Raw genomic sequence first — 14,324 nt, forward strand, 5'->3', positions numbered from 1 at the left:
ACAAGGACGCATGATGAATCAACGTAACGTGCTGTTGACCGTAGTGACCCTGGCGCTGAGCACCAGTGCCTGGGCCGAGTTCACAGCCACCCCGGAACAAGCAAGAGGCATAGCCAAGGAAGCCTATTTATACGGTTTCCCGGTGGTGGAGATGTACAAGACGCTCTACACCCAGGCCGTAGACGAGACGAGCGCGAACTACAAGGCACCGTTCAATCAGATCGGCAACACCGCCAAGGCCTTTACCGCCAAGGACACCGCGTTCGTCACGCCAAATGCTGACACGCCCTACTCCTTCGTATGGATGGACTTGCGCGCAGAACCGCTGGTACTGACGCTTCCGCCCGTCGAAGAGCACCGTTATTACTCCGTGCAGCTGATTGACGCCTATACGCAAAACTTCGCCTACCTGGGCACCCGCAGCACTGGCAATAACGGTGGCCATTTCATGATCGCCGGCCCCGACTGGCAGGGTAAGCAACCGTTGAACATCGATCGGCTGCTGCGCAGTGAAAGCAACATCGCCTACGCGCTGTATCGCACCCAGCTGTTCGACGACGCGGACTTGGCCAAGGTCAAGCAGATCCAGAAGGGTTACAAGGTCGAAACCCTGAGTCATTACGACAAGCACAAGGCGCCGCCGGCCCCGGCAAAAATCGCCTGGCCCAAACCCGCGCCGACCATGAGCGACACCCCGGACCTGTTCCGCTACCTGAATTTCATGCTGGCCTTCACCCCGCCCCAGGACGTTGAAAAGGATCTTCTTGCACGTTTCAAAACCATTGGCATCGAAGCCGGCAAACCATTCGACCTGAGCAAACTGAGCGCCGATCAGCGCCAGGCCCTGGAAGATGGCATCGCTGACGCGAAAGCAGAGTTCGCCCAATTCAAGAAAAGCAGAGTCGATACCCACGAAGTCACCAGCGGCGATTTTTTTGGCACCCGCGACCACCTCAAGGGCAACTACCTGTACCGCTACGCGGGCGCCAACATGGGGATTTTCGGCAATTCCGCTGAAGAGGCGAATTACATCGGTTACTTCGTCGACAAGGACAACCACCCTGTCGATGCCTCGAAGCACGACTACACCTTGCATTTCGATAAAGGTGCACTGCCCCCGGCCGACGCTTTCTGGTCGCTGACAATGTACGACGGCAGGAACAAACTGCTGGTGGCCAATCCGCTCAATCGCTACCTGATCAACTCGCGCATGCTGCCGGACCTCAAGCTCGACGCGGACGGCGGCCTGACCCTTTACATACAAAACAAGGCACCGGCCAAAGAGCTGGAAAGCAACTGGCTGCCAGCACCGAACGGCCCGTTCTATGGCGTATTGCGCCTCTACTTGCCGAAACCGGAAGTCAACAGCGGCCAATGGAAAATGCCGTTGCTGACACCCGTCAACCAACAAGATCAATAAGCGGAGTCAGTGATGATCAAGCCCTGTGTTGTGCGCCCATTGTTGGCGCTGTGCATGATCGGCGGCAGTCCGCTGGTGTTGGCCGTTGAAGGCGGCGTCGGCCGGCCGATCACCGGGCAGCAGGTTTTTTCCAATGCCGGGATCGTGCCGCCCGAACCGGGCTGGGTCATGTCGCTGACCAGCATCTGGTATGACGGCGATCTCAAGGGCAACACCCAAGTGCCGATTGTCGGCGCGTTGAGTACCGGGCTGGACATGAAGGTTTCCTACACCATGGCCAACTTCACCCATGTCTGGGACACCGGCAAGGGACGCTGGAACTACGCCTCGGCCATCGGCGTGCCCGTGCAGTACACCGACGTGACCGCCAACATCACAGGTCCTCGCGGCAGAACCCTGGGGACAGAAGACACAGGCACCCAGTTTGCCGACATGCTGGTGACACCGATCGCCGCCGGCTATCACTTCGACGAGGTCAACCATATCTCGTTCTCGCTGCCGATCTACGTGCCGACCGGCGCCTATAACGACGACCGCCTGGCCAACCCCGGGCAGAACACCTACACCTTCATGCCTACCGTGGCCTTCACTCACCTGGACGGAAACGGTGGCGAGCTCACCCTGTCCAGCGGCCTTGAGTTCTACAGCGAAAACGACGCCACGGATTACCAGAACGGCGATCTATTCACCTTCGACGCGCTCTGGACCCACGGCTTCGGCAATGGCTGGGCTGCCGGTGTGGCCGCCGGTTACATCCAGCAGATCAACGACGATAGCGGCAGCGCCACCAGCGGTTTTCGCGGGCGCTCGGTGGGCGCCGGTCCTGTCGTGGGCTGGACCGGCAAGTTTGCCGACGCCGAAGCCAACCTGAGCCTGCGCTGGGTGCCGGAGTTCGACACCAAGAACCGGCCGGAAGGCAATGGCATCGCCGTCAACATGACACTGGCATTTTTCTAGGAGGCCGCGTGACTGCGCTCAATGACCTCAACGCCCTGCAAGCCAGCATCGCCGAAGCAGTGCTCGGCCAGGACCAGGTGATCCGGCAAATCCTCCTGGGCTTGCTGGCCAACGGGCACCTGCTGCTGGAAAGCCTGCCCGGGCTGGCCAAGACCCGCACGGTAAAAGCGCTGGCCAAGCACCTGGACGCGAAGATGAGCCGCATCCAGTTCACCCCGGACTTACTACCATCGGACATCACCGGCGCCGAAGTGCTGCATCAGGTCGATGGCCAGAACCAGATCCAGTTCCAGCCCGGCCCGCTGTTCGGCAACCTGATCCTGGCCGACGAAATCAACCGCGCCCCGGCCAAAGTCCAGGCCGCGTTACTCGAAGCCATGGAAGAACGGCAGATCACCGTGGCCGGCAACAGCCATGCCTTGCCGGAACTATTCATCGTCGTTGCCACCCAAAACCCGATCGAACAGGAAGGCACGTATCCGCTGCCGGAAGCGCAGATGGACCGTTTCCTGATGAAAGTGCTGCTGGATTACCCGAGCGCGGAAAACGAAAGCCAGGTACTGCGCCTGCTGCGCGAAGAAGAACAGGCCCTCGGCGCCAAAGCCCCCGCGGTCAAAGGCTTCGAGCTGTCGCAAGAGGTGATCTTTGCCGCACGCCGGGAAGTCAGTGCGGTGCACGTGTCCCCCGCCATCGACCGCTACCTGATCGACCTGATCAACGCCACGCGCCACCCGGCCGATTACGACGCCGACCTCGGCCGCTGGATTGCCATCGGTGCCAGCCCTCGCGGCGGGATCGGCCTGGATCGTTGCGCCCGGGCCGATGCGTGGTTGCAAGGCCAGGACTTCGTCTCGCCGGATAACGTGCGCGCCGTGGTGCACCCGGTGCTGCGTCATCGCCTGCAACTGAGCTACGACGCGGTGGCCGATGGTGTAACGGCCGATCAAGTGCTCGACCGTTTGCTCGATAAAGTCGCGATTCCTGCATGAATGCTGATGGGCGGGTCTACGTTTCTCTGGCGCAATTGATGGCCGTGGAGTTCAAGGCTCGCGACCTGAGTTTTGCTGCCCGCCAACCGCAGGGCAGCATCCTGGCCGGCAATCACGCGTCGCGCTTGCGCGGTCGCGGATTGAACTTCGATGAGCTGCGACGCTATCAGCCGGGGGATGATTTGCGGCACCTCGATTGGCGCGCCTCCCTGCGCACCGGCAAACCGGTGGTGCGCACCTTCACCGAAGAGCGCGATCGCCCGGCGTTGATCCTGGTCGATCAACGCATGTCCATGTTCTTCGGTTCGCAACGCAGCTTCAAATCCGCGGTCGCCGCCGAGCTGGGCGCGCTGGCGGCGTGGATGGTGTTCAACGCCGGCGACCGGGTCGGCGGGCTGGTGTTCAACGACCGGCGCATCGACAGCATCGCGCCGCTGCGTAGCCGCAAACGCATCGAAGCGTTGTGCAGCCGCATCGCCGAACAGAATCAGGCGTTGAATGCCGCCAACCCGGACGCTGAAGGTCAAGACCAGCTCGACAAGGTCTTGCAACAGTGCCTGGCCGTGGCCGGTCACGATCACCTGATCTGCATCGTCAGTGACTTTGCCGGTGCCGGCGAACGAACCTTGCAGCTGATGCGGCAGCTCGCGGCGCACAACGATGTGATCGCCATGCAGGTCTACGATCCCTTGGCCTTGAATCTGCCGAAAAATGGCCGGCTGCTGATCACCCAAGGCCAGCTCCAGGTTGAACTGGCGGTGGAACGCCGTCAGGTGCACCAGCCATTGGGCGACTTTCTCAGCGGCCGGCTTAAGGATGTGGCCACGCTGCTGCGGCGCAGTCAGGTGCCACTGATGATGTTCAGCACCGCCGTTGAAGCTCACGAACAATTGCGCGCCGAGTTGGGCAAGCAGTCGGGGACGCGGCGATGAACCCGAATATTCCGGGCATCGAGCAGCTCAAGGAAATCGCCTTGCCGGCACCGATCAGTTATGCGCCGCAAACCTGGGGTTGGTGGATGCTTTTGGCAGTATTGGTTGTTGCGATTTCATTACTGACCGCCCGCCGATATCGGCAATGGCGGCGTGACCGCTATCGGCGTGAAGCCTTGGTGCGGTTGGCGCAGTTGCAAAAGCGCAGTGATGACCTGAACGCATTGCGCGAGCTTCCGGAACTGCTCAAGCGCGTGGCCATCTCAATGCCCCACACAAACCCCGTAGGAGCGAGGCTTGCCCGCGATGCAGACGCCTCGGTCCCCCAGACCAACCGCGTCATCGTTCATCGCGGGCAAGCCATGCTCCTACAGGGGCCTGCTGCGCTTGGAAAAGAGGATTGGCAGGCTTTTTTGCAACGGCACAGTAAAGAGCCACTCCCCGCCGATTTCAGTCAGCAACTGGCCCTGCTCGCCTATGCACCGGATGCGCTGTTGCGCGCCCTGCCCCCCGAACAACGCCAACAGTTGTTCGACACCTGCAAACTCTGGGTGGAGCGGCATCATGTGGCAGCTTGAATACCCGTGGCTGTTATTGCTGCTGCCCTTGCCGTGGCTCGGTTATCGCTACCTGCCTGATTATCGCGAAGCTCGCAGCGCGGTCCGGGTGCCGTTTTTCGGCGCCATGAGCCGTGCGGTTGGCCAGGCGCCAAGCCAGGCCGGAACTCGCACCAACCACTGGCAGTTGCTGCTCAATCTGCTGGTGTGGGCGCTGTTGCTGCTGGCGGCCGCCCGCCCGGTTTACGTGGAAAAACCTATCGAGCGCCAGCAACCGGTGCACGACCTGATGCTCGCCATCGACATTTCCCAGTCCATGGAAACCACCGATTTCACGGATGCCAACGGCCAGAAGGTCAATCGCCTGGCAGCGGTCAAGGACGTGGTGCATGGTTTTATCGACAAACGCAAAGAGGATCGCCTGGGCCTGATCGTGTTTGGCAGCGGCGCTTACCCGCAGGCGCCACTGACCCTCGATCATGCCAGCCTGTCGCTGTTACTGGACGATACCGGCATCGGCATGGCCGGGCCCAACACCGCGATCGGGGACGCCATTGGCCTGAGCCTGAAGCTGCTGGACCAGGCCCATGAACAGGAAAAAGTCGTCATTCTGCTCACCGACGGCAACGACACCAGCAGCGCCATCACGCCGGATCACGCAGCACAAATGGCTGCTGCCAAAGGCGTAGTGATCCACACCATCGGCATCGGCGACCCTGATGCCGAGGGCGAAGCCAAGGTCAATTTGCAGGGCTTGCAGCAGATTGCCACAGCCACCGGAGGCAAGTTCTTCCGTGCCGAAGATCGCAATGCCCTGGCTCAGGTCTACAGCACCCTCGATCAACTCACCCCGCACCAAGTGCAAACCTTCAGCCACCAACCCAAACGCGATCTGTTCTGGTGGCCGCTCGGGATGGCCATCGCGGTACTCGCGCTCTATCACCTGTTCGCCATGCTGCGTCCACGTTTGTTTATTGTGCGTCAGCGGCAGGAGGTTTGAGATGGAGATCAACCTCGGCGACTTGCACTTCCTGCGCCCGCTTTGGCTGTTGCTGCTGCCGTTCGCGGCATTAATGCCATGGCTGTGGCGCCGCAGCCGAGACATGCAGCGGCGTTTGCGCAGCAACATTGCCGAGCACTTGTTGCCGCACTTGTTGATCACCCCGCAAGACCAGCAATGGCTGCGCCCGGTGCACCTGGTCAGCGCAATGCTGATGCTCGGCGCGGTTGCCGCTGCGGGGCCGACCTGGGAGCAGGATCGCCCGGATTTCCTGGAAAACCGTGCACCGCTGATCATCGCCGTTGACCTGTCGCCTTCGATGGACGCCAATGATGTGCAACCGACACGCCTGGAAGCGGCCAAACACAAGCTGCATGACCTGATCCAGCGTCGGGCCGGCGCGCGCAATGCGCTGATCGCCTACGCCGGCAGCGCCCATCTGGTGTTGCCGGCCACCGACGACCCGGCCCTGCTCGACACGTTCATTCAAGCACTGAGCACCGACCTGATCAGCAAACCCGGAAAGGACGTCGGCGCCGTGATCGACCAGGCCAAACGTCTGCTGGCTGCTGAAAAAACCCCCGGCACGTTGCTGCTGATCACCGACGGCGCAGACACATCGACGCTCGATGACCTGAACAAGAAACTCGATGGCGGAGCTCTGCAGGTACTGGTCCTCGCCGTCGGCAACGAGGATGGCGGCATCATCCACGATGCCAGCGGCCAACCGCGCACCGACAGCAATGGTCGCCCGCAACTCGGCCGTTTCGATCAGGCAGCGCTCAAGCAGTTGGCCTCTGCGGTAGATGCGCCGCTGGGCAGCCTGACACTCAACAACGACGATCTGGATTGGGTCGACTTGCACGCCCAGCGACATTTCCAGCGTGCCAGCGACGAACAACGTGAGTTGCACTGGAAGGATGCCGGTTACTGGTTGTGCTGGCCGCTGCTGCTGATCGGTTTTTTCAGCGTGCGCAAGGGTTGGAGCGTGAATTGGGTCGCCGGTCTTTTACTGGCCATCGGCGTCGGCTTGCAACCAACCCCGGCACAGGCCAACCCGCTGACCGATGCGTTCTTCACCCCGGACCAGCAAGGCCGCTGGGCTTTCGAGCATGGGCATTTCCCCCAGGCGGCAGCGCATTTCGTCGACCCTTACTGGAAAGGCATCGCCGCCTATAACGCTGCTGATTTCGACCTGGCACTGGTCAGTTTCGCGCGCCTGCAAACGCCACAAGCCTATTTCTATCTGGGCAACATTTACGTGCGGCGCTTCAAGTTCGACGAGGCCATCGCGGCCTACACCCAGGCGTTGAAGTTGCAACCGCAGTTTCCTGAGGCAACGGCCAACCTGGCGTTGGCGATCGCCTTGCAGAAAGACACCGAAGACGCGCAGAAAAATGCCCCCGAGGTCAAACCCGACGAAATCAAAATGGACAAGGCGCCGGGCAAGGGTCAGGAAAAACCGGTGCAAACCGAACAGGCGGCTTCGGATGAACAATGGTTGCAGAACCTGACGACATCGCCGGCGAAATTCCTCAAACAGAAATTCAGTTTGCAGGATCAGGCGGGGGTCAAACCATGACCTTCCTGAAAAACCGAGTCACCTCCATCGCTGGCAAGTCGAATCGTCGCACCACAGCCCCCACAGGTTTTGCGTCGTTCATTAGATTCCAAAACCACACAAAACCCTGTGGGAGCTGGCTTGCCAGCGATAGCGCCAGAGCAATCACCACCTTATTCGGCACCCTGTTAATCAGCCTCAACGCCCTCGCCGCCGAACCCGAACTGCGGGTCCAGGCCAGCCTGCAACCCAATGAACCGGCGATGGTCGGCAGCCTGATCGAACTGCAACTCGATGTCCTGACCGACACCTGGTTCACCCGTGCGCCCACCCTGCCCGACCTGAAGCTGCCCGGCGCACTGGTGCTGCCGCCTGACGGCCATGCCGAACACATCAATCAGACCCTTGATGGCCAATCCTTCAGCGGTTTGCGCTACAGCTACCTGATCACCCCGAACGTGGCGCAGGGTTTCGACGTTCCGGCTTTGACCGTTCGCGCCACACCGGGCCAAGCCAGTACCGAGTTGAGCGCCCACAGCTTGCCCCTGCATTTCACGGCGACACAACCACCAGGGTTTGACGTCGGCGAGCCGGTGCTGGTGGCGCAAGGCTTGCGCTTCACGCAAAAGGTCGTGAATTCGACCGCCCCACTGAAAGTCGGCGACAGCATCACCCGAGAACTGACGCTACAAGCGGATGGCGCGCTGGGCATGTCATTGCCAACGCCGTCACTGGGCGATGTACGCGGCCTGAGTCGTTACGCGAAATCGCCGCAGGTCAGCAATCTGGATGATGGCCGTGGCCACTTCAACGGCGGGCAGCGCATCGATACCGTGACCTACCGGATCGACGTCGAAGGCCATTACAGTCTCCCGCCGATCGCGGTGAAATGGTGGGACGCCAGCACTCGTCAGATCCGCACTGCGCAAGTGCCGGCGATCAGTTTCGATGCCGCCGCCAACAGTGCCTACAAACCGGTTTTCTCGATCACTGAAGACTTGAAAACACTCGGTCAGGGCAATCGCCTTCACCTTTCGGGTTTTGCCTTCGGCCTGCTCGCGCTGCTGTCGGGGTTGCTTGTGCTGGGCTGGTTTGCCCGTCCCTACGCCTGGCGCGCGTACCTCGGCTGGAAGGCTCGACGTCAGGCTCGGCACAAGGCCTGGCTGGCCTCTGCCGATTACGCCTGGGAACAAATACCGGCGCAACTTGATGGCAAGCCGCCGCAACTCAGCGCGCTGTACCTGTGGACGCGCCGCAGCCGCAAGGGCTTGAAGCTCACTGGCCTCGGCCCGCGCTTGCAAGCGTTTCTGCGGGCCTGCTACGGCCGAGAACCGACCAAAGATCAGGCAGTGCTCCAACTGAAGAAATCCTTGACTACGCTGCATAGTCAGGCCGAACACAACAAAGAATCAGTCGCTACTGCATTGCGACCACTCAACCCCGTTCTCGAGAAGGATTTCCCATGACTAGTCCGAGTTCGTTGCGCCAAATTCAAGGGCTCAAGTTCCTGCTGGCGCTGGCCTTGAGCCTGCCGTTGCTGGTACAGGCCGCCGAGCCGCTGGCGTCATGGAACGACGGCCCATCGAAAAAGAACATCATCGAATTCGTCCAGGCCGTCACCGATCAGGGCAGCAAGGACTTCGTCAAACCCGAGGAGCGCATCGCCGTGTTTGATAACGATGGCACCTTGTGGAGCGAGCAACCGATGTACTTCGAGTTTCTGTTTGCCCTCGAAGAGGTCAAGCGCACTGCGCCGCAGCACCCGGAATGGAAAACCACCCAGCCGTTCCAGGCCGTGCTGGAAAACGATCACAAGGCCCTGGCCGCCACCGGCCTGGAAGGCATGATGAAGATCTTCGGCGCCACCCACACCGGCATGACCACCGAGGCCTTCGACGATTACGCCAAGACCTGGCTGACCCAGGCCCGCCATCCGAAAACCGGCAAGCCGTACACAGAAATGATCTTCCAGCCAATGCTGGAAATGCTCGACTACCTGCGCAGCCAGAATTTCAAAACATACATCGTCTCCGGCGGCGACACCGCGTTCATGCGTGCGTTCGCCGAAAAGGTCTATGGCATTCCACCCGAGCAAGTCATCGGCACCACCTTTGTCACCACGTTTGAGTACAAGGATGGCAAGGCGTCGATCCTGCGCACGCCGAAACTGGCGCACAACGATGACGGCCCGGGCAAACCGGTGAGCATCGACGCAGTGATCGGCCGACGACCGATTCTCGCCTTCGGCAACTCCGACGGTGACTTGCAGATGCTGCAGTGGACGGCCGCCGGGCCGGGCAAACGATTCATGGGGCTGGTGCACCACACCGACGCCAAACGCGAATGGGCTTACGACCGCCAGTCGCAGATCGGCCGTCTGGACAAGGCACTGGACGAAGCAAACAAACGTGGCTGGACCGTCGTCGACATGGCAGCCGAATGGCGTCGTATCTATCCGTTCGATACCACCACTACCGGGCAAGTGCAGTAAAAAAAGCGTAACGCAGGACCGCAATAAACGTTTGTCGCACCGAGCGACGTAAGTGAAAGGAGCTAGTCAGATGACTCGCATACGCAACTGGTTACCGAAACTCGCCCTGGTGGCGACATCGGTAATGGCGATCTCGGCAACCGCCGTGGCCGCCGATAAACCCAATATTCTCGTGATTTTCGGCGACGACATCGGCCAGACCAATATCAGTGCCTATTCCATGGGCGTGGTCGGGTACAAGACTCCGAACATTGATCGCATCGCCAAGGAAGGCATGATGTTCACCGACTATTACGCGGAGAACAGCTGCACTGCTGGGCGCTCGTCGTTCATTACCGGGCAGACTCCCTTGCGTACCGGTCTGTCGAAAGTTGGCATCCCTGGCGCCCCCGTAGGCCTGCAAAAACGCGATATCACCATCGCCCAGGCGCTGAAGTCCCAGGGCTACGCCACCGGTCAGTTCGGCAAGAACCACTTGGGCGACAAAGACGAATACTTGCCGACCAACCACGGTTTCGACGAGTTCTTCGGCAACCTGTACCACCTCAACGCCGAAGAGGAACCCGAGCGTCCTTACTGGCCCAAAGACGATGCCGCGTTCGTCAAAGCCAACGCCCCGCGCGGCGTGATCCACAGTTTTGCCGATGGCAAGATCGAAGACACTGGTGCCCTTACCGCCAAGCGTATGGAAACCATCGACGACGAAACCACCGCCGCAGCACAGGCGTTCATCGAGAAACAGGCCAAGGCCGACAAGCCGTTCTTCGTCTGGATGAACACCACGCGCATGCACCTGTTCACCCATGTGCGCGAGTCGATGAAGGGCCAGAGCGGCATGCCCGGCAACGAATATGCCGACGGCATGCTCGAGCATGACGGTGACGTCGGCAAACTGCTGAAAACCCTCGACGACCTGAAAATCGCCGACAACACCATCGTCGTCTACACCACCGACAACGGTCCCAACCAGTTCTCCTGGCCGGACGCGGCGACCACGCCGTTCCGCAACGAGAAGAACTCCAACTGGGAAGGCGCTTACCGTGTGCCGGCGATGATTCGTTGGCCGGGCAAGATCAAGGCAGGTGAAGTGTCCAACGAGATGTTCTCGGGCATGGACTGGTTCCCGACGCTGCTCGCGGCAGCCGGTGAAACGGACGTGAAGAACAAGTTGCTCAAAGGTTGGGCACCCACTTCGGGCGCCGCGAACTTCAAAGTGCACCTGGATGGCTATAACCAGTTGCCTTACCTGACCGGCCAACAGCCTAAAGGCGAGCGCAAGGAGTTCTACTATTTCAACGACGACGGAATGCTGGTGTCGATGCGCTTCGATAACTGGAAGGCGGTATTTTGCGAGCAGCGCGCACCGGGCGGTTTTAAAGTCTGGAGCGAGCCCTTCGTTTGTCTGCGCGTGCCGAAAATCTTCAACCTGCGTATGGACCCGTTTGAAAGAGCCGACGTGGTTTCCGATCAATACTACGACTGGACCACAAAGAACGTTTATCTGACTGCAATTGCGGTAGGCAAGTCGGCCGCGTTCCTCGAAACATTCGTCGAGTATCCACCCAGCCAGAAACCGGCAAGCTTCAGCATTGACCAGATCCGTGCTGCGGTAGATGCCAAGATCGCTGAAAAAGCAAAAGCTGCACAGTAAGACCGCTGTCGCGCCGCTCGCCTTTATCGGCGAGCGGCGATCGTTCCCACGCTTTGCGTGGGAATGCAACCAGGGACGCTCCGCGTCCCCTGCCGAAGTGGACGCGGAGCGTCCATTGAGGCGTTCCCACGCAGAGCGTGGGAACGATCTGGTCGTTCAATTCGAATTTTGTACAAGGCAATCCGCAATGTCCTCACGTGTCGCCAGCAAGTCGTCGGCCATGCCTGCCCCGCAAGTCGCCTCTCCGGCACTGTTGATCCCTGCCCTGTTGCTGTTCGCTTCCGGTGCCGCAGCGCTGGTGTATCAGGTGCTATGGATCAAACAACTGTCACTGGTGGTGGGCGTCGAGGTGTATGCCATTACTGCCGGGATCAGTGCATTCTTTGCCGGGTTGGCATTGGGTGGCTTGCTGTTCGGTCGTTGGGCGGATCGCCTGCGACAACCGGTTCTGCTGTATGCAGGGCTGGAAGTGCTGGTTGCCGTACTGGGCGTTGGCGCTACGTTCGCCATGAGTCTGGCGGCCAGTCCGTTTGCCTGGCTGGAGCAGCATGTCGGTCTGCTGGCCTGGGTGTTGCCGTTTGCACTGGTGGGTATTCCGGCGTTGCTGATGGGCGGCACGTTGCCGGTGCTGGTGCGTTCCCTGGCAACCGATCCGCAGCACCTAGGCAAGTCTGGCGGGCACCTGTATGCGGCAAACACCGCGGGCGCCATCGCGGGCACCTTGCTCGCCGCTTTCGTGTTGATTGCCACCCTCGGTGTACGCGGCAGCGCCCTGGCCGCTGCGATGCTGAATCTGCTGGCCGCTGCGGGTGCCTTGTGGTTCCAGCGCCATTGTTCGCAGTCCGTGGAAACGGCCGTCACAAACCACACTAAAACAGCGCCGGATCGCCTCGCTTTGTGGCTCTATTCAATCGCCGGTGGCGTGGCCCTCGGTTATGAAGTGGTCTGGTCGCAATCCATCGTGCAATTCATGAGTACGCGCACCTACGCCTTCGCCGTGGTGTTGGCGACCTACCTCACCGGTTTGTTTTTGGGTAGCGCCCTGCTCTCCCGTCGGGTTGATCGCTTGCGCGATCCCTGGGGAGTGTTTGGTCTGCTGATCGCCGGGGCCGGGCTGATCGCGCTGCTGGAAATTGCCTTGCTCGGGCGCTGGCTGGTACTCGCCCAAAGCGTGGTCGAAGCCTGGGTGCTGTCGTTGGGAGCCAGCGAATTGCTGGGCATGAGCGCACGCTTCGCAGTGGCGGCCGTGTGCATCGTGTTCGTGCCAACCGTATTGCTCGGCGCGGCGTTTCCCGTGGCGCTGCGTTTGAGCGTCGGACACGATCACGTGGGGCGCAACGTCGGTGAAGTGGTGGCGTTCAATACCCTGGGCGGGATCGTCGGCGTCATGCTCTGCGGTTTCGTGCTGATCCCGCTGCTGGGCCTGGTGCGAACCCTTGGGTTGCTGGCGATTATCGCTGCCGCGATTGGCTACTTTGCGGTGCGCAAGGGGCACGGCGTGAAGAAAGGTCGGCGTCAGGGGGTGATTGCTGTCGGTCTGATTTCGCTGGCTCTGGCACTGCTGACACCGATAGACAAACTGGCCAGCCTGCTTCCCGGCGCGCGTAACGGCACGCTGGCGTACTACGAGGAAGGACGCGGCGGCACCGTTGCCGTGGTCACCCAAGGCAAGGGACAAAGGACCTTCGAGCGTTTGTATATCCAGGGCGTTTCCAATACCGGCGACGCCATGCCCTCCCTGCGTTACATGCGGATTCAGGCATTGCTGCCATTGCTGATCCACAACGGTGAACCCCGCTCGGCCCTGGTGATCGGCTTCGGCACTGGCATTACCGCGGGCGCGTTGACGCAGTACCCGGGTCTTGAGCATCGGGTGGTCGCCGAGTTGCTGCCCGCGGTGGTCAAGGCGGCACCGTTGTTCAAGGGCAACTTCAACGCGGCAGCCAATCCCGCCGTCGATGTCCGGCTGCGCGACGGTCGCCAGGAACTGCTGCGCAACCCGCAACGCTATGACCTCATTACCCTCGAGCCGCCCCCACCCTCCGCGGCCGGCGTAGTGAATCTGTACTCCCGCGACTTCTACCAACTGGCTGCCAGTCGGTTGAACAAACAAGGCCTGGTCGCACAATGGCTGCCATTGCCGACCCAAAACATCGACGATTCGCGCTCGCTGGTACGCAGCTTCCTCGACGTTTACCCCTACGCCAGCCTGTGGACCAGTGAGTTTCATGAAATGCTGCTGGTAGGTTCCATGGAACCGATGGAACTGGACGCGACGAAGATCAACCAACGCTTCCAACAGGACAGCGTGCGGAGCACCTTGCAGGACGTGGGCATCGGCTCGGCGGCCGCGCTGCTGGCAACCTGGGTCACTGATCGCGCGGGTCTTGAGCGTTTCGCGGCAAATGCGCAACCGGTGACCGACGATCAACCACGTATCGAATACGCGCCGTGGGTACGGGCCAAGGAAATCACCCGTGTGTTGCCGACGCTGCTGGACCTGCACAGCGCGCCACCGTTGTTGAATGCCGACCAAGGGTTTACCGAGCGGATGAACACTCATCAACAACGCCTGATGCAGTTCTACCGGGCCAGCCTGCATGCCTATGAGGGCGATCGCGACGCCTGGAGCCGGGATATCCGCGAAGTCATGCGTGGCGATGGCGGCAATCCGTATTACCGGTGGTTTGTCGGGGAATGAGAGATCGCTATCGCTGCGATGCGGCGACCCGACAAGCCAGCTCCCACAGGTGTTGTGTCGTGCCG

At 60.8% G+C, this 14,324-nt stretch carries 11 protein-coding genes; all 11 read left to right on the forward strand.

The window, feature by feature from the left end; all coding sequences use genetic code 11:
• Positions 1 to 13 precede the first annotated feature (13 nt).
• Complete coding sequence (locus D8U18_RS02315) at positions 14 to 1,420, forward strand: DUF1254 domain-containing protein (protein ID WP_056855503.1); 1,407 nt, start codon at positions 14 to 16, stop codon at positions 1,418 to 1,420.
• Positions 1,421 to 1,432: 12 nt separating this feature from the next.
• Positions 1,433 to 2,377 carry a transporter gene (locus tag D8U18_RS02320; protein ID WP_131106922.1) on the forward strand — a complete coding sequence of 315 codons (945 nt, stop codon included), beginning with the start codon at positions 1,433 to 1,435 and terminating at the stop codon, positions 2,375 to 2,377.
• An 8-nt stretch (positions 2,378 to 2,385) separates the two neighbouring features.
• A complete protein-coding gene (locus tag D8U18_RS02325; protein WP_130931248.1) occupies positions 2,386 to 3,366 on the forward strand; it encodes a MoxR family ATPase in 981 nt (326 codons plus the stop codon).
• On the forward strand, positions 3,363 to 4,298 hold the full coding sequence (locus D8U18_RS02330; protein ID WP_056855506.1) for a DUF58 domain-containing protein: 936 nt from the start codon (positions 3,363 to 3,365) through the stop codon (positions 4,296 to 4,298). Before D8U18_RS02325 ends, D8U18_RS02330 begins: the two co-directional genes overlap by 4 nt.
• Positions 4,295 to 4,876: a DUF4381 domain-containing protein gene (locus tag D8U18_RS02335; protein WP_131106923.1), complete on the forward strand. Its 582-nt coding sequence runs from the start codon at positions 4,295 to 4,297 to the stop codon at positions 4,874 to 4,876. Before D8U18_RS02330 ends, D8U18_RS02335 begins: the two co-directional genes overlap by 4 nt.
• Positions 4,863 to 5,855, forward strand: a complete 993-nt coding sequence (locus D8U18_RS02340; protein WP_131106924.1) for a VWA domain-containing protein — start codon at positions 4,863 to 4,865, stop codon at positions 5,853 to 5,855. Before D8U18_RS02335 ends, D8U18_RS02340 begins: the two co-directional genes overlap by 14 nt.
• Before the next feature lies 1 nt (position 5,856).
• On the forward strand, positions 5,857 to 7,437 hold the full coding sequence (locus D8U18_RS02345; protein WP_131106925.1) for a VWA domain-containing protein: 1,581 nt from the start codon (positions 5,857 to 5,859) through the stop codon (positions 7,435 to 7,437).
• Complete coding sequence (locus D8U18_RS02350; protein ID WP_131106926.1) at positions 7,434 to 8,882, forward strand: BatD family protein; 1,449 nt, start codon at positions 7,434 to 7,436, stop codon at positions 8,880 to 8,882. The genes D8U18_RS02345 and D8U18_RS02350 overlap by 4 nt, the downstream gene beginning before the upstream one ends.
• Positions 8,879 to 9,907 carry an HAD family hydrolase gene (locus D8U18_RS02355; protein ID WP_131106927.1) on the forward strand — a complete coding sequence of 343 codons (1,029 nt, stop codon included), beginning with the start codon at positions 8,879 to 8,881 and terminating at the stop codon, positions 9,905 to 9,907. The genes D8U18_RS02350 and D8U18_RS02355 overlap by 4 nt, the downstream gene beginning before the upstream one ends.
• Positions 9,908 to 9,977: 70 nt before the next feature.
• Positions 9,978 to 11,558, forward strand: a complete 1,581-nt coding sequence (locus D8U18_RS02360; RefSeq protein ID WP_131106928.1) for an arylsulfatase — start codon at positions 9,978 to 9,980, stop codon at positions 11,556 to 11,558.
• A gap of 187 nt (positions 11,559 to 11,745) precedes the next feature.
• On the forward strand, positions 11,746 to 14,259 hold the full coding sequence (locus tag D8U18_RS02365; protein ID WP_131106929.1) for a fused MFS/spermidine synthase: 2,514 nt from the start codon (positions 11,746 to 11,748) through the stop codon (positions 14,257 to 14,259).
• The last annotated feature ends 65 nt before the right edge of the window (positions 14,260 to 14,324 follow it).

The organism is Pseudomonas sp. Sample_10 (assembly GCF_004321495.1).
GTDB lineage: Bacteria > Pseudomonadota > Gammaproteobacteria > Pseudomonadales > Pseudomonadaceae > Aquipseudomonas.